Source organism: Porphyromonas sp. KLE 1280 (genome assembly GCF_000700805.1).
Lineage (GTDB): Bacteria > Bacteroidota > Bacteroidia > Bacteroidales > Porphyromonadaceae > Porphyromonas > Porphyromonas pasteri.
In genome coordinates this window covers 247638-266038 of sequence record NZ_KL362964.1, presented here as the reverse complement: position 1 = coordinate 266038, position 18401 = coordinate 247638, and the positions used below count along the sequence as shown (strand labels likewise).

Annotated in this window: 13 protein-coding genes; 6 read left to right on the top strand and 7 right to left on the bottom strand. The window is 55.3% G+C overall.

Annotated features, from left to right (window positions below):
* Window positions 1-9: 9 nt before the first annotated feature.
* From HMPREF1121_RS06300 to HMPREF1121_RS06290, 3 genes are all read left to right on the top strand, one after another.
* A complete protein-coding gene (locus HMPREF1121_RS06300; RefSeq protein WP_044115385.1) occupies window positions 10-432 on the top strand; it encodes a SufE family protein in 423 nt (140 codons plus the stop codon).
* A gap of 21 nt (window positions 433-453) precedes the next feature.
* Complete coding sequence (locus HMPREF1121_RS06295; protein WP_052353631.1) at window positions 454-2757, top strand: GH92 family glycosyl hydrolase; 2304 nt, start codon at window positions 454-456, stop codon at window positions 2755-2757.
* A 105-nt stretch (window positions 2758-2862) separates the two neighbouring features.
* Window positions 2863-3264 (top strand): hypothetical protein, encoded by a 402-nt coding sequence (locus HMPREF1121_RS06290; protein WP_198019168.1) that lies wholly within the window; start codon window positions 2863-2865, stop codon window positions 3262-3264.
* Between the two features lie 279 nt (window positions 3265-3543).
* On the opposite strand, the gene HMPREF1121_RS06285 is transcribed toward HMPREF1121_RS06290, so the two are convergent.
* The gene (locus HMPREF1121_RS06285; protein WP_084151989.1) at window positions 3544-4407 is read right to left on the bottom strand and encodes an alpha/beta hydrolase family protein; all 864 of its coding nucleotides are present in this window, start codon (window positions 4405-4407) and stop codon (window positions 3544-3546) included.
* Window positions 4408-5356: 949 nt separating this feature from the next.
* Here HMPREF1121_RS06285 and HMPREF1121_RS06280 point away from each other — a divergent pair.
* The 3 genes from HMPREF1121_RS06280 (at window position 5357) to folD (ending at window position 9618) form a co-directional block, all read left to right on the top strand.
* Window positions 5357-6352: a class II fructose-bisphosphate aldolase gene (locus tag HMPREF1121_RS06280; RefSeq protein ID WP_044115383.1), complete on the top strand. Its 996-nt coding sequence runs from the start codon at window positions 5357-5359 to the stop codon at window positions 6350-6352.
* Window positions 6353-6497: 145 nt separating this feature from the next.
* Entirely contained in the window at window positions 6498-8543 is a 2046-nt protein-coding gene (locus HMPREF1121_RS06275; RefSeq protein WP_044115381.1) for a M3 family metallopeptidase, read from the top strand.
* 181 nt (window positions 8544-8724) lie between these two features.
* Window positions 8725-9618: a bifunctional methylenetetrahydrofolate dehydrogenase/methenyltetrahydrofolate cyclohydrolase FolD gene (folD, locus tag HMPREF1121_RS06270; RefSeq protein ID WP_044115380.1), complete on the top strand. Its 894-nt coding sequence runs from the start codon at window positions 8725-8727 to the stop codon at window positions 9616-9618.
* Between the two features lie 95 nt (window positions 9619-9713).
* Here the strand turns inward: folD and HMPREF1121_RS06265 are convergent, their stop codons facing one another.
* The 6 genes from HMPREF1121_RS06265 to HMPREF1121_RS06240 all read right to left on the bottom strand — a co-directional run bounded on the left by HMPREF1121_RS06265 (window position 9714) and on the right by HMPREF1121_RS06240 (window position 18146).
* Window positions 9714-10757 carry a BT_3987 domain-containing protein gene (locus HMPREF1121_RS06265; protein WP_044115379.1) on the bottom strand — a complete coding sequence of 348 codons (1044 nt, stop codon included), beginning with the start codon at window positions 10755-10757 and terminating at the stop codon, window positions 9714-9716.
* A 76-nt stretch (window positions 10758-10833) separates the two neighbouring features.
* Complete coding sequence (locus HMPREF1121_RS06260; RefSeq protein WP_044115378.1) at window positions 10834-12051, bottom strand: DUF1735 and LamG domain-containing protein; 1218 nt, start codon at window positions 12049-12051, stop codon at window positions 10834-10836.
* A 9-nt stretch (window positions 12052-12060) separates the two neighbouring features.
* On the bottom strand, window positions 12061-13218 hold the full coding sequence (locus HMPREF1121_RS06255; RefSeq protein WP_052353629.1) for a glycoside hydrolase family 18: 1158 nt from the start codon (window positions 13216-13218) through the stop codon (window positions 12061-12063).
* Between the two features lie 21 nt (window positions 13219-13239).
* Window positions 13240-14784, bottom strand: a complete 1545-nt coding sequence (locus HMPREF1121_RS06250; RefSeq protein ID WP_044115423.1) for a SusD/RagB family nutrient-binding outer membrane lipoprotein — start codon at window positions 14782-14784, stop codon at window positions 13240-13242.
* Between the two features lie 36 nt (window positions 14785-14820).
* Window positions 14821-17808 (bottom strand): SusC/RagA family TonB-linked outer membrane protein, encoded by a 2988-nt coding sequence (locus HMPREF1121_RS06245; RefSeq protein WP_232223754.1) that lies wholly within the window; start codon window positions 17806-17808, stop codon window positions 14821-14823.
* Between the two features lie 68 nt (window positions 17809-17876).
* Window positions 17877-18146, bottom strand: a complete 270-nt coding sequence (locus HMPREF1121_RS06240; RefSeq protein ID WP_156946061.1) for a hypothetical protein — start codon at window positions 18144-18146, stop codon at window positions 17877-17879.
* Window positions 18147-18401: the final 255 nt, after the last annotated feature.

The window sequence follows — 18401 nt, the reverse complement described above, 5'->3', positions numbered from 1 at the left end:
CCACACTCCATGCCTACAATCAACGAACTACAAGACGAGATCATAGAAGAATTCTCTGCCTTGGACGATTGGATGGACCGCTATGCGCTCATCATCGACCTCGGCAATACCTTAGAGCCACTCCCCGAGAGCGACAAGACCCCGACTAATATCATCGAGGGGTGCCAGAGTCGCGTGTGGATCACCGCTCACTTTGACGGTGAGCGCGTACACTTCCAGGGTGAGAGCGATGCGATCATCGTGAAGGGTATCGTCAGCCTTCTGCTGCGTGTCCTCAATGATCAGAAGCCACAGGACATCCTCGACTCCGACTTGTACTTCATCAAGGAGATAGGTCTCTCCGAGCACCTCTCCCCTACACGCTCCAACGGGCTCGTCTCGATGCTCCGCCAGATGCGTCTCTTCGCTGCAGCCTTCGCCAGCCAAAGCTAAGTATCTATCTCACCCTATCTCATGCATCTATTACCCCATTCACTGAGGTCGCTTGCCGCGTCCTCAGCAGCCCTCCTTGCGGCCGCCTTCTTCCTGCCGGCCTGCTCCTCGAAGACTACGGGCAGTAGTTCCAGCGAGGATCTTCTGAGTTTCGTCGATCCGTTCATCGGTACGGGTGAGCACGGACACACCTTCCCAGGGGCTACACGCCCCAATGCGATGGTACAGTTCAGCCCCGACACCCACCTCATCGGTTGGGATGCCAGCAGTGGCTACCATGAGTCTGACAGCGTCATCTATGCCTTCAGCCTCACCCACCTCTCAGGGACGGGTATTGGTGACCTCGGCGATGTGGCGATCCTTCCCTATAGCGGAGCTGACACGCTGCACCCCATAGCTCAGTTCGACAAGACCGAGGAAGCCGCTTCCCCTGGCTACTACTCGGTGCGCCTGAAGAACTTCGGCATCCAGACCGAGCTGACCTCCACCGACCGCGTCGGGCTTCTCCGAGCTACCTATGCGGACAGCACAGACCGCAAGCTCCTCCTTGACCTCGGTCATATCCTCCAGCCCAACTGGGGACACAAGGTCGTGGGGAATGACTTCCGCCTTGTCAATGACTCGACGATCGTCGGTACCTACTACACTAAGGGCTGGGCAGAGCATCATCAGATGAGCTACATCCTCCGCCTCTCCACACCTGCCGATAGCATCGCCCTCTATCGTGATGGCAAGCGTCAGCTCCTCAGCGCAGGCTTCGCCATCGAGCGTGACACGGCTGACCTGAAGCTCCACCTTTATCTCCCCAAGGGGAGCGCACCCTACCTCGTGAAGGTCGGTCTCTCGGCCGTCTCTCCCGAGGGTGCTGAGCGCAATATGCAGGCAGAGCTCCCCGCCTGGGACTTTGAGGCTGTACGCACCGAGAGCCGCCGTATCTGGGCTGATCTCCTCGGCAAGATCCGCATCGAGACCTCTGACACGGCAGTGCTCAAGAACTTCTACACCGCACTCTACCACTCGCATATCGCCCCCTTCAACTATCAGGATGTCGATGGTAGCTTCCGTGGCATGGACAAGGCTATCCATAAGAATCCCCGCCCCGAAGAAGGTCACTACACCGTCTTCTCTATCTGGGATACCTATCGTGCGCTGCATCCTCTGCTCACGATCATCGACCCCGATCAGGCACTGCGCTATGGCAAGAGCCTCGTCAGCGACTACGACGAAGGGACGATCCTCCCACGCTGGCCACTCGCCTCGAACTATACGGGCTGTATGCCAGCCTACCACTCGGTGAGCATCCTCGCCGACCTCGTCGCTAAGGGTCTGGCTACAAGCGAAGACCTGCGTCACTGGACGGAGGCTGCGCAGCGTAGCTCGATCTATCGCGCTGACCTGGCGGAGAAGTTCGCCGGTACGCGTGAGCTCGACCTCATCACCCGCCATCCTTACTACAAGGAGCGCTACGGCTTCGTGCCCTGCGACTCCGTCCCCGAGAGCGTCAGCTGGGGTGTAGAGATGGCTTACGATGACTGGTGTATCGCCCGTATCGCTGAGGCTGCAGGCCTCGACTCCGTAGCTAAGGCTTACGACCAGCGCGGGCTCTACTACCGCCGCTACTGGGATCGTGAGACGAACCTCATGCGCCCCGTCAAGGGTGATGGCTCATTCCTCACACCCTTCAACCCCCGCTTCTCCGCTCATGAGAAGAGCGACTACACCGAGGGTAATGCCTATCAGTGGAGCTTCTACGCTCCCCACGATATGGAGGGCTTCCTCAAGCTCATGGGCGGTCGTGAGGTGCTGGAGCGCAACCTCGATACGCTCTTCACCACGTCCTCACGTATCGATGGAGCTGAGCAGTCGGGTGACATTACGGGCCTCATCGGGCAGTATGCACACGGCAATGAGCCCAGCCACCACATCGCCTACCTCTACAACTACACCGCTGCACCTCACAAGGGACAGGCGATCCTCGACACCGTCCTGCGCCACTTCTACAAGCCTACGCCTGCAGGTATCATTGGCAACGAGGACTGCGGTCAGATGTCAGCTTGGTACGTCCTCAGTGCGCTGGGCTTCTATCAGGTCTGCCCTGGTAAGGCCGAGTACACCATCGGCCGTCCGCTCGTAGATATGGCGAAGATCCAGCTCCCCAAGGGCATCTTCACTATCGAGGTGCGTAACAATAGTAAGGAGAATAAGTACGTGCAGCAGGCCTCCATCAACGGACGTGACATCACGGAAAGCCTCACCTTCACGCACAAGGATATCCATCCCAATAGCAAGCTCACCATCGTCATGGGTCCCAAGCCCCGACGCTAAGGAGCACCAGCTCTCCTAAGCATGTAGCGCCAGCTTCTCCGACAGCAATCCCTTTGCTCTATGTAGAAGCTGGCGCTACGCTTTTTTATTACACACACTCCATCTATGCGTACACACCATTTCCTATACGCCCTCATCGGGCTCACCCTCTGCTCACTACCCTTACAAGGGCAGAGCCGTCAAAACATCAGCCTGAAGTTCATGGGCCTCAGCTTCCATCCTCTGAGCGGGAGGCCCAATGCCAAGCTGATGCCGAACCGCCTGGACCCCGAGGCTTACTTCGTAGTTGATCTGGGTGCCCTACTCTCCTACGAGTACTTCATCATCCCCGAGATCCTCTCCGTCAAGGGTATCCAAGGGCTTTATGCAGACTGCACCGCCCAGCTCGCTGGTGTGACGAGCATCGGCCTACGTGCTCGTATCTTCCGCATCGGGCGGCATCGCCTCTACGGCGGTATCGGACCGACATGGATCTACCGACGCAACTGGTACCGCCTCCCTGGGTAGGTCGACACGAAGTACTTCGAGGGTAGCCCCACGGACAAGTGGCAGCGTAAGTTCCTCTGGTATGGAGGTGAGCTGGAGTATAAGTATGCCCTCAGCCCCAAGCTCGACATAGCGACGACCTTCGTCCCAGGCTACCCCGACCTCATGGCCTTCGCTGTCGGGCTCAGCTACAATCTTTAGCCCGCACAAGCACACCTCTTCAAAGAGCTCCGCCCCGATCGTCCTCTCTATGTGGACGGTCGGGGCGGAGCTTTTTCTATCAGGGAAGGTGCGCCGTAGCTATCGCTTCATAAAGGTCTGGATGTAGCGCTTGACCTGCTGGAAGGCCTCTCCCGAGAAGCCGTGTTCGCCACCTGGGATCACGTGGTACTCGGCATTCTTGTAGATAGTGGCTGCACGATCCGAGACGGACTGCTCTACGATGCGGTCCCTATCCCCATGGAGGATCAGCACAGGGCCTTGGAAGCGCCCGATGACGGCATAGGGGTCGATATTCCACACATCTTTGTAGTACTTCTCCCCAAGACGCATACCCCAGAGGGTGTTTTCCAGAGGGATTTTCCGATACTCACCCCACTGCTTACGCACCATCTCAGGGATGCTGAAGGCGGGATAAATCAAGATGAGCGAAGCGATATCATCGGGGCGCGATGCCGCCGTGAGGGCGGAGACCAGCCCGCCCTGGCTCAAGCCCAAGAGGGTGATATATCGGGGATCAACGTCGGAGCGGCGCTTGAGCTGATCGATGACCGCATTGAGGTCCGCTTGCTCGGTGAGGACAGACATATCTGTCGTCGCACCAGCACTCAGGCTCTCACGTCCACCGCCGTTGAAGTCGAAGGTATAGCAGAGGTAGCCCATGCGCGTCAGGAGTTCGGCATAGCCCTCGCCATCACGGTGCGTCACGCCAAAGCCATGGCTAAGGATAACGAGCGGTAGGCGCCCCTTGACTCCGACAGGACGGTACAGGCGACCATAGATACCGAGGTGATCGCGCGAGCTATACACCTCCTCAATACTAATGCGCTGGTCGGGTAGCACGTGGCGACGGCTCTGAATCCCAGCGGAGCGGAAGAAGGAGCAGGAGCTCGAGGCCAAGGTCAGCATCATAAGCGCCAAGAGTAGGCTGAATGTTCTCTTCATGATAGTCTATTTGAATAAGAGTGAAGTCAGGACATACGAGAGTAGTGGCACGGGGCATCCCCCTAAATCCACCTGAGCAAAGATAAGGGCTTCACGGGATATCTCACCCTTCCTTGTGCCTATGGATAAGCTCCCACTACGAGCCCTTGGGCGAACCTATATAGGTCACGAAGCCAAGCTATATTGAGACCATTGCTCCACGTAGGAATAAAAGTTGTGGACGAGTGGCAGATAAGTGCGGGCTACGTACGTGGATCTAATATCTACGTACGTGGATATTTGGACTGACGTGCCTGGTCTTTAAGACTACGTGCGTAGATAGAAGAATACCACTACGGGAAGGTGCTTTTTCCTTCACGAGAAGGACACTTTTTCCTCCACTGGATCAGAAGAATACTCGCGATAAAGCGAAGAGCTTGTGTATCTCTTCGGAGAGGGATATCGGGGAGCTGGACATGCAATGCCTTAGCACAATAAATAGAGGGCAGGACTCACGGCAACAGTCTCATATTGGTCACTGGGCGAACCTATATAGGTCAGCCCAGCGACCCATATAGGTTGTCTTTCCCTCCTATATGAGGTGCTACTATTCTCCCGTAGTGGGGTATATGAAAAGAACCCTAACTTCTATACAAGCTAAGGCAGTGGCTGAGGCTCAATAAGAGGGCCAATTCTACCGAGTAGAGTCGGCCCTCCATGCTTTATGCACCCTCACATTTCCATTCCCGCAAACACATCAAAGTGAAATAAATAGCGGGTGGGAGCAGAGGGTAAATCAGGAGATGAATGTCCCAATAGTCAGCACCATTCCCGAGGTACGAGCTCTATGAGGGGAGAGGAGTAGCCTCAACTTCCTGAAAAATTTAAGTATATCGAACCGTTTTACATATATTTCCCTTATCTTTGTTGCATAGAACGATAAACGTATCAACTATAAATAGGAACAGTAATGGTTAGTTACAAAGAACTGGGTCTTGTGAACACCCGCGATATGTTCGCAAAGGCTATCAAGGGTGGCTACGCTATCCCCGCTTTCAACTTCAATAACATGGAGCAGCTGCAGGCTATCATCAGCGCTGCAGTAGAGACCAAGTCTCCCGTCATCCTTCAGGTATCCAGCGGCGCACGTAAGTACGCTAACCAGACGCTCCTGCGCTACATGGCTCAGGGTGCTGTAGAATACGCTAAGGAGCTGGGCTGCCCCAATCCTCAGATCGCCCTTCACCTCGACCACGGTGATAGCCTCGAGCTCTGCAAGAGCTGTATCGAAATGGGCTTCTCCTCGGTGATGATCGACGGTTCGCACCTCCCCTACGACGAGAACGTCGCTCTGACGCGCTCTGTCGTTGAGTACGCTCACCAGTTCGACGTGACGGTCGAAGGTGAACTCGGTGTCCTCGCTGGTATCGAAGACGATGTCGTAGCTGAGCACCACACCTACACCGAGCCCGAAGAAGTTGTTGACTTCGTCAGCAAGACGGGTGTTGACTCACTCGCTATCTCTATCGGTACGTCACACGGTGCTAACAAGTTCACGCCTGAGCAGTGCCACCGCGACGCTAACGGCATCCTCGTACCTCCTCCCCTCCGCTTCGATATCCTCGCTGAGATCGAAAAGCAGATCCCTGGCTTCCCCATCGTACTCCACGGTTCTTCCAGCGTACCCCAGGACGAAGTCGCTACGATCAACAAGTTCGGTGGTGCCCTCAAGGATGCTGTCGGTATCCCCGAAGAGCAGCTCCGTCAGGCTTCTAAGAGCGCTGTCTGCAAGATCAACATCGACTCTGACGGCCGTCTCGCTATGACCGCTGCTGTACGTAAGGTCTTCGCAGAAAACCCTGCTGAATTCGACCCACGTAAGTACCTCGGTCCAGCTCGTGAGTCTCTCAAGAAGCTCTACGAACACAAGATCATCAACGTCCTCGGCTCTAACAACCGCCTCTAAGACGTCGATCCCTACGTATCCTACCCCTGCGGCCTTCCGCTGGAGGGATACACCATACGGCTACCTGCCTTCGCCTGCCCCTTCGCGTGGCTGCGACGAAGGCAGGTAGCTTTCTTTTCACCCCCTCCCGTGTATCACTGACGACATGAATAGTATTTGTCAGCCCAGCCAGCTCCCCCACGGAGCCTATGCCTTCGACCAATTCAAGACTGAGGACTTCCGCGAGGCTTTCCGTCTGGCTATCGAAGAGAAGCGCCGTGAGGTAGAGGCGATCATCGCCTCACCCGAAGCCCCCACCTTTGCCAACACCATCCTTGCTCTCGAGCGCTCCGGTGCCCTCCTCGAGTGGGTATCAGGTAGCTTCTACAACCTCCTACACGCTGAGGCTACGGACGAACTGATGCAGATCAGTCAGGAGGTTAGCCCTGAGCTCTCAGCACTCTCCTCCTTCATCACCCTCTCCGAGCCCCTCTTCGAGCGTATCCGTCAGATATGGGAGGCACGTGAGAGCCTCCAGCTCGATGCCGAAGACCTACGCCTCCTCGAGCGCTGCTACGAAGGCTTCAGCGAGAGCGGTGCCCAGCTCCCTGCAGAGGAGAAGGAGCGACTGCGCGAAGTCAAGCGTGAGCTGAGCGAGCTGAGCCTCACCTTCGGACAAAACAACCTCAAGGATCAGCAGCGCTTCCGCCTCTTCGTCGATGATGCCGCTGCGGTCGAAGGGCTTCCCCACTCGACACTCGCCGTAGCGCATGAGCTGGCCGAGAAGGAGGGCAAGGGCGATGGCTGGCTCTTCACCCTCTCCGCCCCCAGCTACTTCCCCTTCATGCAGCACTGCCCCTCGAGCGCCCTACGCCAAGAGATGTATCTGGCGAAGATGGCTGTCGGAGCTGCGGGAGACGCGTATGACAATAGAGAGCTCATCCGTCGTCTCGTGAACCTGCGTCTGGAGCTTGCTCAGCTCTTAGGCTCCAAGAGCTTTGCTGAGAAGGTCCTCGCCCGCCGTATGGCAGGTAGCACGACGGCAGTCTATGGGCTGCTCGACGAGCTCCTCGAGGCTTACAAGCCCTTAGCAGAGAAGGAGCTTGCAGCAGTGGCCGACTTCGCATGCGAGGCAGGCGCTACCCTCCCCCTCCAGCCCTGGGACTGGAGCTACTGGGCAGAGCGCTATAAGCAGGCCTTCTACGAGCTGGACGAAGAGGAGCTACGCCCCTACTTCGAGCTATCGCGCGTCTCGGATGCCATCTTCTCGCTGGCAACACGCCTCTACGGCATCCGCTTCACCGAGCGCACGGATCTGCCCGTCTACCACAGCGACGTACACACCTACGAGGTGCACGATGCTGATGGGAGCTATCTCGGACTTCTCTACACCGACTTCTTCCCTCGTGAGGGCAAGCAGAGCGGTGCCTGGATGAACAATCTCCAGGAGCAGTATCACACGGCCGAGGGTGAAGACCATCGTCCCCACATCGTGCTGGTGATGAACTTCACCCAGCCCACGGCCGATCGTCCCGCTCTGCTCACACCAGGTGAGGTACGCACCTTCCTGCATGAATTCGGTCACTCCCTGCATGGTATGCTCTCCACATGCCGTCACGGCTCGCTCAGCGGGACCAACGTCGTCCGTGACTTCGTCGAGCTACCCAGCCAGCTGATGGAGAACTGGCTGGACGAGCGTGAGTGGCTCCAGAGCTTCGCCGTACACTATCAGACGGGCGAAGCACTACCCGAGGTCCTCATCGAGCGTATGGAGCGCGCCCGCCACTTCCTCGCAGGCTACGCTGCCTGTCGTCAGCTGAGCTTCGGCTACCTCGACATGGCTTGGCACACGATCACCGAGCCTCTCGCCGAGGGCCTTGACACGAAGACCTTCGAAGATACGGCTTGGCAGAAGGCCCAACTCCTGCCCGCTACGCCTGCACCTTGCCAGATGAGCACCTCCTTCGGGCATATCTTCTCGGGTGGCTATGCAGCTGGCTACTACGGCTACAAGTGGGCCGAAGTGCTGGATGCCGACGCCTTCGCCGCCTTCCAAGAAGAAGGGATCTTCTCTACGGCTACAGCTGAGCGCTTCCGCCGTGAGGTACTGAGTCAGGGTGACCGCCGTGATGCCGAGGAGCTCTATCAGAGCTTCCGTGGCAAGAAGGCCACCATTGATGCCCTCCTTCGTCGTGACGGCATCGTGCGCTAAGAGCATGCCTTCCACCCCAATAAAGCAGCACCGCCCCACAGCCTCTCCGCGAGGTCTGTGGGGCGGTGCTTTTTCATAAGTAGATCTACCTCATAGGCGCCAAACTTTGCCTATCTTTGATAAGCCTTAGGGCCCGTAGCGGCGTCTATCCGCCCACCTACTCATTCATCGTACTACCCCAATGAAAGAACAAACCTACAAGCTCCTCGATGGTAAAGCAACCTCCGCTCAGATCAAGCAGGAGATCGCAGCCGAAGTAGCTGCCCGCGTCGCAGCTGGCAAAAAAGCCCCTCACCTGGTAGCTATCCTCGTCGGACATGACGGCGGCAGCGAGACCTATGTAGCAGCTAAGATCAAGACCTGTGCCGAGGTGGGCTTCCGCTCCTCACTCATCCGCTTCGAGGATGACGTCACCGAAGAGCGTCTGCTCAGCGAGATCGAGCGTCTGAATAACGACCCCGAGGTGCATGGCTTCATCGTCCAGCTCCCCCTGCCGAAGCACATCAACGAGCAGCGCATCATCGAAGCTGTCAATCCCAGCAAGGACGTCGACGGCTTCCACCCCATCAATGTAGGGCGCATGAGTATCGGCCTTCCCTGCTTCGTGTCAGCGACCCCTCAGGGGATCATTGAGCTCCTTCGCCGCTACGACATCGAGACGTGTGGTAAGCACTGCGTCGTCCTTGGCCGTAGCAACATCGTCGGTAAGCCCATGGCGCAGCTCCTCCTGCACAAGGGTACTCCTGGCGACTGCACCGTCACGGTCTGCCACAGCCGCACGCCCAACATCAAGGAGCTCTGCCTGCAGGCAGACATTATCGTCGCAGCCCTCGGCGTACCTGAGTTCCTCAAGGCTGACATGGTGCGCCCTGGTGCCGTCATCGTTGACGTAGGCACGACACGTGTACCCGATGCTTCGCGTAAGAGTGGCTTCAAGCTCACCGGTGACGTTGCCTTCGATGAAGTTGCACCCCTCGCCTCCTACATTACGCCCGTCCCTGGTGGCGTCGGCCCGATGACCATCATCTCCCTCATGCTGAATACCCTCGCAGCAGCTAAGCAGGCAGAGGACTAAGTCCTCTTCTTAAAGGGAATAATAAAAAAGTTCAGGGGCTGTATCTCCATCGTGAGATACAGCCCCTGAGGCTTTTTTATAGTAGGAGGGAGACCTTACTCGGCGTAGAAGGTCAGCTCACCGATACCGAAGAGACCAGACCCAGTGGGATTGATACCCTGGATCTTCACACCCTTAGCTTCAATAGGATTGAGGAAGCGGACTACAGCCGAGCTTTCCTGATTGAGGTAAGATGCGGAGAGGACACCCTGAGAAGTCCAGTTCGTGCCGTCCTGCGTCGTGAAGATCTCAATCGCAGCGAAGGCTTCGATAAGCCCAGACGTACCCTGGAAGTGAATAGCAGTAAACTTCTTCGTACCATTAGCGAGGATACCACTCACCCAAGGAGATTGATCTGAGGAAGCCGCATACCATTCATCAGAAGGATCGCCGTCATAGAGATGATCCTTACTATAGGTATAGGTCAGCCAAGAGAGCGCCGAAGAAACATCATAGGTGATGTCTGCAGAGGTAAGAGCCGTACCCTCAGGGTTGCGCGTATAGTAACCGACATTCTGATAGCTCTTATTCACAGGGATGAAGTAGGTACCATAGTCCTGACTAACACCGACAGAGGATGAGCCCGAGATAGCAGATACCTGGACGGGAATTACATAGTATTCCGTAGCTGCATTAGCCTTTGAGATCTCAGTATACTTATCACCCACGCTGATGGTGATCGCTGAAGAGCTCTTCGTCTGCCCCTTGGGAATAGTTACGGTCGTGGTAGAAAGCTTAGCATAGCCTTCGGGAGCGACCTTATAGCCAGGATTCGTCGGGAGAATCTTTGTAAAGGAAGCGATAGAAGATTCCGTCGTAGCGAGAGCTACAGTCACCGTCACATCCTGATCAACGGGCTTGGAGAGGTAGACATAGCGCTCCTGAGCGGTGAACTCAGTTACGGTCGAGGCACTGTGTGCGACGAGAAGAGGGCTGATGGACTTAGCGAGGTCGAAGTCGCCCGTCTTGATATACGCTACGGATGCAGCAGTCTGTGTCTCTGTCTTATCAAAGAGAGGAGTATCCAGATCAAAGCTCTTGCTACAAGACGTGAGGCCAAGGAAGAGCGCTGCGCAAGCTATAGATAGAGTCTTTTGCATATTAAACTTCTATTAGAGGGGTCGTACACGACCCTCCCAGCGAGGAGAGGGCCGTGTCGTACCACCAATATTACGATTAGGGTACCTTGACCGTACCGGTACCGTCAGAGCGGACGTTAGAGACCCAAGTAGGCGTCAGGATCTGGCTGCTTGCAGGGTTGTTCTCATCGTATGCCGTGCCATAGACGTTGAGAGCAGGGCCACCAGCGATCGAGTTAGCGAATGTGCCACCCTGACCTTCGTTCATCTTCCAGTAGTGTAGGAGACCTGGGGTCGAAGGATCGACGGTGTACTCGTTATCCTTCAGCTGCTCAGGCGTACGAGTCGTATTCCAAATACGAAGCTCGCTGAAGATACAAGCATTTCGGAACCATGCAGCACCCGAGCCAGCGACGTGGATAGCATCGTTGAGCTTGAAGGTACGACCAGCAGGCTTGTCCGTGCTGATGACCTTGCTACCATTGACGTAGAGCGTAGCCTGCGCGCCATCGTAAACGAGGGCAACGTGATACCACGTATTCGTCTTAGCACCTTCGAAAGTACGGTCGATCTGGCCACCATCACCGAACTTGATGTTCAGGTAGTTGTATGGAGGCGTAGCATCACCGAAGCGCATGTAGATCTCAGAGCCCTGAGCCCAAGCACCGAAGATAGCCTGGTTGTTGATGTCGAGGCCATTGATATTCACACGCATCTCGACCGTGAAGCGCTCAAGGTCAGTAGCGGGGATACCACGAGCGATAGCGCGATAGTATACACCCTTGTAGGTACCGAGGATAGGAGCACTTGCCGAGGTGATCGTCTTAATAGCATAGACGTAGGTGTCAGCCCCATTAAGGATAGGAGTAGAGGCATCCACACTCTTGAGCTTAAAGGCGACAGCATACTTCTTACCGAGGTTCATCTGCTCCTGCGTCAGAGGCTGGAGAGTTACCTTAACAGCTTCGGAGAAGACAGCACCAGCCTTGACGACAACCTGAGAGGAAGAGAGAGCGACCTGACTTGCAGGGAGCATCGTGTAGGCCGTCCCATTGAGCTTGTTGTACTCATCGAGAGCTTCCTGACTCAGCTCGAGTGCATAGGTCTGGTCCTTGGTCTGGGGCGAAGAGATGCGGATATTGATATCCGTAGAGACTTCGCTGTCTCCCAGCTGGAGTGACCCGATACGACCAGCCTGCGTACCCGTCTGGGCGATGTAAGCTTGATTCGTGAGCTCCTTAAGTTCTCTGTCGTTACAGGAGCTGAGGAGTGCAGCAGCAGCTACGACTCCGAGGAGATATTTATTGATCTTCATTGGATTCGTCTACTTGATCTGGGGGTTCATAAGCTGGATAGCACGACGCCACCAGGGATAAGAGAGGCCCTTGACAGGCTTCATGTCGATCCCGTTCACGACGTCAGGCGTAGTGACGGCATACTCGAGGTCTACACGGAAGGCACCGACACCACCCTTACGGTAGGTAACACCATCGACGACGGGGTTCTGCAGGGCGAAGTTGAGGATCTGTCCCAGGCCAGCCTTACCACCCGTAGTAGCACCAGACTCGAAGTCTACGACGAAGATGCTCTTCTTGCAGATCTCTTCGACCTTGAGGACATCCTTATAGGCTCTGAGCATACCCTGGAAGTGGCCATTGTTGTAGCCTACAGAGTTGTTATAAGCTTGGATGATGAAGTAGTTGAAATACTTCGCGTGCGAAGCAGGAAGCGCATCGGGCTCACCGTCGACAGCAAGGATCTTCTTACGACCAGCCTCCGTCTCAGCCATAGGGCCGATACGCTTACCGAGGGTCTCGATGAAGAGCGTCATGAGCGTCGGGACACCATTCTCCTTGTCAGTTCTCCAGAGCTCATAGTTCGTCCCGAAGGGGTGAGAATAGTTGGGCTCAGCATCGATATCGAAGCCATCGTAGCCGTACTTATCAATGAGGTCACAGATCGCATTAGCATACTTGACGACAGATGCACGACGGGCAGCCTTACCTTCTTCCGTCTGTTCGGTGCTCCAGCCCCAGTACTTGTGCGTCCACTGTTCACCACTCTTAAGAGCGGCCTTTTCAGCATCTGTAGGATCGGGAGTAACACCAGCGCCCATATCGAGGACGAGGAAGCAGATCATAGCCTTCAGACCCTTCTTCTGCTGTGCATCACGCAGGTCCTTGAGCTGAGCTTCAGATGGGTTCTTCCACCCGCCCCAGAGAGAGACGAGGTCTACAGAGTCGGGCAGGCCCATCAGTGAGCTCTGCATATTCGTACCAACACCCGTCCAAGCGCTGTAGTAAGAGAATGCGATCTGGTGATCGGAGTTCTTATAGTCGCGCAGAGCCTTGTAGTAGGCCTCTGAGTGGTTGGGCTGGGTGAGGTCTTCGGGATGCTGGATCTCCATATCCGTCCACTTGCTGCATGAAGCCAGCGTGGTCAGAGCGAGAGCCGATACCGCGAGGATATTCTTGATCTTCATTTCTTGATTCGTTAGCTATAGTTACTTCTTCTGCCACCAGAGCTTCGTAGCATAGTCATCAGCACCACCGAGGGTGACGAGAGCTGCACTGTAGTTAGCCTGGTTACGGGTACGCTCGTTGACGTCGTAGGGGATACGGTTAGCCACATGGATGGTGTAGCCGTTAGTGGAGACGGGGAGCGCGAAGACCTTAGGATAGCCAGTACGGCGAATTTCCGACCAGCCTTCCTGACCATTGGGGAAGAGAGCGATCCACTTCTGGACGATCAGACGCTCGAGCTTGGCTTCGTCAGAAGCTGAGTCATCCCACTTAGGAGTGATGGTGCTGGTAGCGGACATGTCCTTACCATAGCCACCGACAGCATCCTTGTAGTCAGCAGGAGTCTTGCTGCTCTGCAGGTAGGCATCAGCACCAGAGACATTCCACTGAGTGAAGGACTCCTTGACTCCGCGCTCATAAAGGGCCTTAGCAGTGCCGCCCATGCCCGACCAACCGGCCAGCGCACCTTCAGCACGGCAGAACCACATTTCAGCAGCAGAGAGCCATACGCTGGGGGAGTTCTTCGTGACAGCAGCAGCCGAATAAATTTCGTCAGCAGTGTTCTTATTCTTCACGTCAGCACCAGCCAGACAGCCAATGAGCTTACGGTCACCAGCCTTAGCAGGAGCTGCGAAGTAAGCAGGGATACGAGGGTCTTCGTAGCCGTTCATGTAGGAGTCAATGTCGGCACAAGCACGAGAGTCACCCCACTCGACCGAAGTCTTGTAAAGACCACGAGGAATATAGGTGATAGCGCAGTTGTCAGCCGAAGACTCGATGACCCCAGCCTGCACAGCCTCAGTAGCGTACTGCTGAGCCAGAGCAGGAGCAGCATAGCGCATACGGATAGCGATACGGAGCTTGAGCGAGTGAGCGAGCTTGACCCACTTAGAGAAGTCTCCAGAGTAGATCTTATCTGCAGCCTCATTGACCGTACGACCTGGGTTAGCCAGGACGAAGGCGTTGATATTGCTTGCAGCAGCATCGAGGTCAGCTACGAGAGCCTTATAGATAGCTTCCTGAGAGTTGTAACCTTCGAGGTTGGTCGCATCAAGGCCGAAGGGCATAGGACCATACTTGTCGGTCAGAGCAAGGAAGGCGTGAGCACGCATGATAAGTGCCCAGTTGTAGTTGAGGTCTTCCTTACCAGCGAGGCTTGCGATTTCAGCGAACGCACTCTTTGCAGGGACGAGGATCTGAGAGTTGGACCACCCGAGCCAGCCACTTGGAGCGCTGAAGGTGGCGAAGTTCTTAGAGCTCCAGCCGTTGTTAGCATAGGTGAAGTAACGGCCGAGGTAGTTACCCACGAGGTCAAAGTTACACTGGTACGCGTTCTCCTGCTCGGGGAAAGCTACATTCTGGAGCTGAACGAGGAAGGAGGAGATATTGTAGTTATCACGCTGCAGGACCTCCTTACTCTGGCTACCGCCAGGGCGGTTGGCTTCTTCAAAGCCACTGGTGCAGGAGGCCAAGGCGAGTGACAGGGCAGCGATGCCGAGCCCCTTGGCGATATGATTCTTCTTCATAAGATACATTCTTAATAAACGTCTCTAAGAATACGCTTAGAACTGGAGCTTCACCGTGAAGCCGAGGTTACGCAGGCTGGGCTGCATGAAGTAGTCGAAGCCCTGGTAGTAGGTACCAGTAGAAGCGGTGAGCTCGGGGTCGAATGGAGCCTTGTTATAGATCATCAGCAGGTTACGTGCTGTCAGACCGAGCGAGAGGCGGACCTTATCGCCGAGGAGCTTCTTAGGGATGAGGTAGGAGACGTGAGCTTCCTGGAGGCGGACGTTCGTAGCATCATAGATGTACTCTGACCAGACGGGGCTTGCACCACCGACTACAGAGTAGTAGCCCTGAGCATCGATGCGGCCGTTACCGACAGCGATACCACCAGCCTTACGAGCATCAGCAGAAGCCTTAGATACACCGTACTCATCGAGGATAGCCTGCGTCTGAGAGAGGACGATACCACCGAGACGAGCTGAGAACATGAAGCCCACGTTCAGACCCTTCCAGTTGAATTCGTTGCTCCAGCCGAGGTTAGCATCAGGCAGTACAGAGCCCTTATAGATGGGGTTGTCAAGCGTCTCGGGGATGATCTTGCCATCGGTAGAGAGGACAGGATAACCTTCGGGAGTGCGCTTGATACCGGTATTGATGTAGATGTCACCCATCGTACCACCTTCGCGGAGGTAGACGTCAGCACCCTTCAGACCACCCTTAGAGATAGGATCCTTGCGACCAGGGATCAGCTCAACAATGCGGTTCTGGTTAGCGCTGAAGGTACCCGTCGTGGTCCACTCCAGCTCGCCGAACTGGCTCGTCCAGCCGAGAGAGAGCTCGATACCGCGGTTACGAACATTACCTGCCTGGATATACTCGCTGTTATAGCCGTTGGAGGCCGAAGAGAGAGGCATGAGGAAGGTCTGATTCTTCGTATTGGACTGGTAGATCGTAGCTTCGAGGCTCAGGCGGTTGCGGAAGAACTTACCCGTCACCCCAGCTTCCCATGAATAGGTCAGCTCAGGCTTGAAGTCTTCGGGGAACTTATACGTGACCGTAGCATAGCTCTGCGATGCGGGGTCGTAGGTATAGCGGTAGGGAGAAGAGATCTGAGCAGGGATAGGCGAACCGACCTTAGCCCAAGAGAGGCGCGTCTTGAGGTAGTTGACCCACTTAGGCATCTTAGCCATCTGTGAGATGACACCAGAGAGACCGACAGAGGGATAGAAGAAGGGGTTAGCCGTGGTGTGAGCCAGAGCAGAGTCCCAGTCTTCACGACCCGTAAGCGTGAGGAAGACCATGTTCTTCCAGCCCGTTTCTACGCTTGCAAAAGCAGAGTTCGTGATGTGCGAGCTATTAGTGTATACAGGAGCATTACCTGCAGTAGGCTGACCGTAGTCGATCTGGTTAGGATCGAAGACGTTAGAGATAGAGCGAAGACCGCCGCGGAAGCCGCGAGCATCGTTGTAAGAGCGGTTGGTAGACACCCCGACGTTAGCAGCGATAGAGAAGTCGTCGATACGCTTGTTGATGTTCGCCATCACGTCACCATAGAGTGAGGTGTTGTTACCCTTGCTGTAAGAGTAGTAGCCATACTGTGACCCCGTGAAGAGGGTGGCCGTAGAAGCGTAGCGCTTGCTTTCGTCGAAGCTGTTGATGACGTCAGCACGAGCACGACCCGTGATGTCGATCCATTCGTTGATCTTCCACTTGAGCGAGCCGTTGATCATGTAGCGATCCTTGCTGCCCGTGGTGAGCATGCGGTTAGCGACCCAGTAGGGGTTCTGCTGTGAGTAAGCATCACCGTAGTTCCAGTTCTGGACGTAGATCTTACGGATAGGGTCGTAGACCTCATAGGTACGTACACCGTCAAAGTTCTCACCGCGGGGGAAGAGATACAGAGGTACGATGGGGTTGAGGTATTCACCCTGAGCGATGAGGTTCTGGTCGCCCTGACGGATGTAGTTGAAGCCGAAGTCAAGCGTCAGCTTATCTTCGAGGAACTTCGTCGTGTTGCGGAAGTTGAAGTTGTAGCGGTCGTACTTGCTGTTGGGGATGATACCAGCAGCATTAGTCGAGCCGAGAGAGAGATACGTCTGGTTCTTCGCGTTACCGATAGTCAGCGAAGCCGTGTTCTGGATGTTAGAACCCGTGTTGAAGAAGTCAGCGGGATCGAACTTCCCATAGGGAGAAGCCGTCTGTGCCCCCCAGCTCTTCACGTCACCAGGAGCGCTGATGAATTCGTTCTGGAAGCGAGGCATGACGAAGGGACGAGAGAAGGAGGTGCTGTTGGAGAGCATGACCTGCACGCGACCATCCTTACCCTTCTTCGTGGTGATCATGATGACCCCCTGAGCAGCGCTTGCACCATAGAGTGCAGCAGCAGCAGGACCACTGAGGACGCTGATCGACTCGATATCGTCAGGGTTGATGTCAGAGATACCTTCACCCTTAGGCTGCGAAGAGTAGCGACCGTTCGTCTCACCACCGTTGGTGTTGATGATGGGTATCCCGTCGATGACGTAGAGAGCCTGGTTGCTCTGGTTCATCGACTTAGGACCACGCATGACGACACGCGTAGCACCACCGAGACCCGAGGAAGAGGCGTTGATGTTTACACCAGCGACCTTACCGTTGAGGCTATTCATGAAGTTGGCATCCTTCACCGTCGTGAGAGCGTCGCTCTTGACTTCCTGGACATTATAGCTCAGGGCCTTCTGCGAGCGCTTGATACCGAGAGCGGTGACGACAACGGCTTCCACCTGATTGTCTTCACTGGGGAGCTCGATCTTAAGCTCAGTCTGGTTACCGACAGGGACTTCGATCTTCTTGTAGCCGATGGACGATACTACGAGGACCGCACCTGCCTTCACGTTCTTCAGGCTGAACTTCCCGTTGATGTCCGTGGAAGCACCTTGGCCTTGTACGCCCTTGACCAGGACAGAAGCCCCGATCACAGGCTCATGATTAGCGGCGTCGAGGACGACCCCGCTGATACTCTTACCCTGCGCCATCGCCGTAGCGACCGTAAGGAAGAGGATCATGAGGATAGATAGTACTTTCTTCATATCTGAAACATTAAAAAAATAAGCAGCACACAGGTGTCCCTCATCTATGCTCGTGGAGCACGGAGCTGAGGGGCACACAAAAGAAAAGCCCCGAAGAGCTGACGGCCATAGCCGAGCATCTTCTGGGCTCTATTATTATATAGGTAGGAGGTATAGGTCTGACGCGTCGACCAAATGGAGCTGTCCATCTGTGTCGCCATCTCCTCAATGAGGGGCATAGCCACCGACCACTCGCGCATATCGCAAGCCATGCGACACACACGTGCAGAGTCATTTGAGAGTAAAAGGGGCATCACGCCCGAATGCTTGTCCATGTACCTTCCGTTACAATCCGGGGGACAAAGATAGAGATAAATAACATGCAGAGTATAAAGCTTTTCAATCCCCAACTTAATAAAAAATTTAAGGAAATATAGTGGTTTGCGCCCTCTCTTCCACAAGTCAGAAAGAAGGGGCAAGGGAAGGGCGAGCTACGAAGGTGGGCCAATCATACCATACACCTATATAATAGCATACCATACCCTTATACAATAACATGCCATAACCTAATAATAATAGGTAGGGAAAGG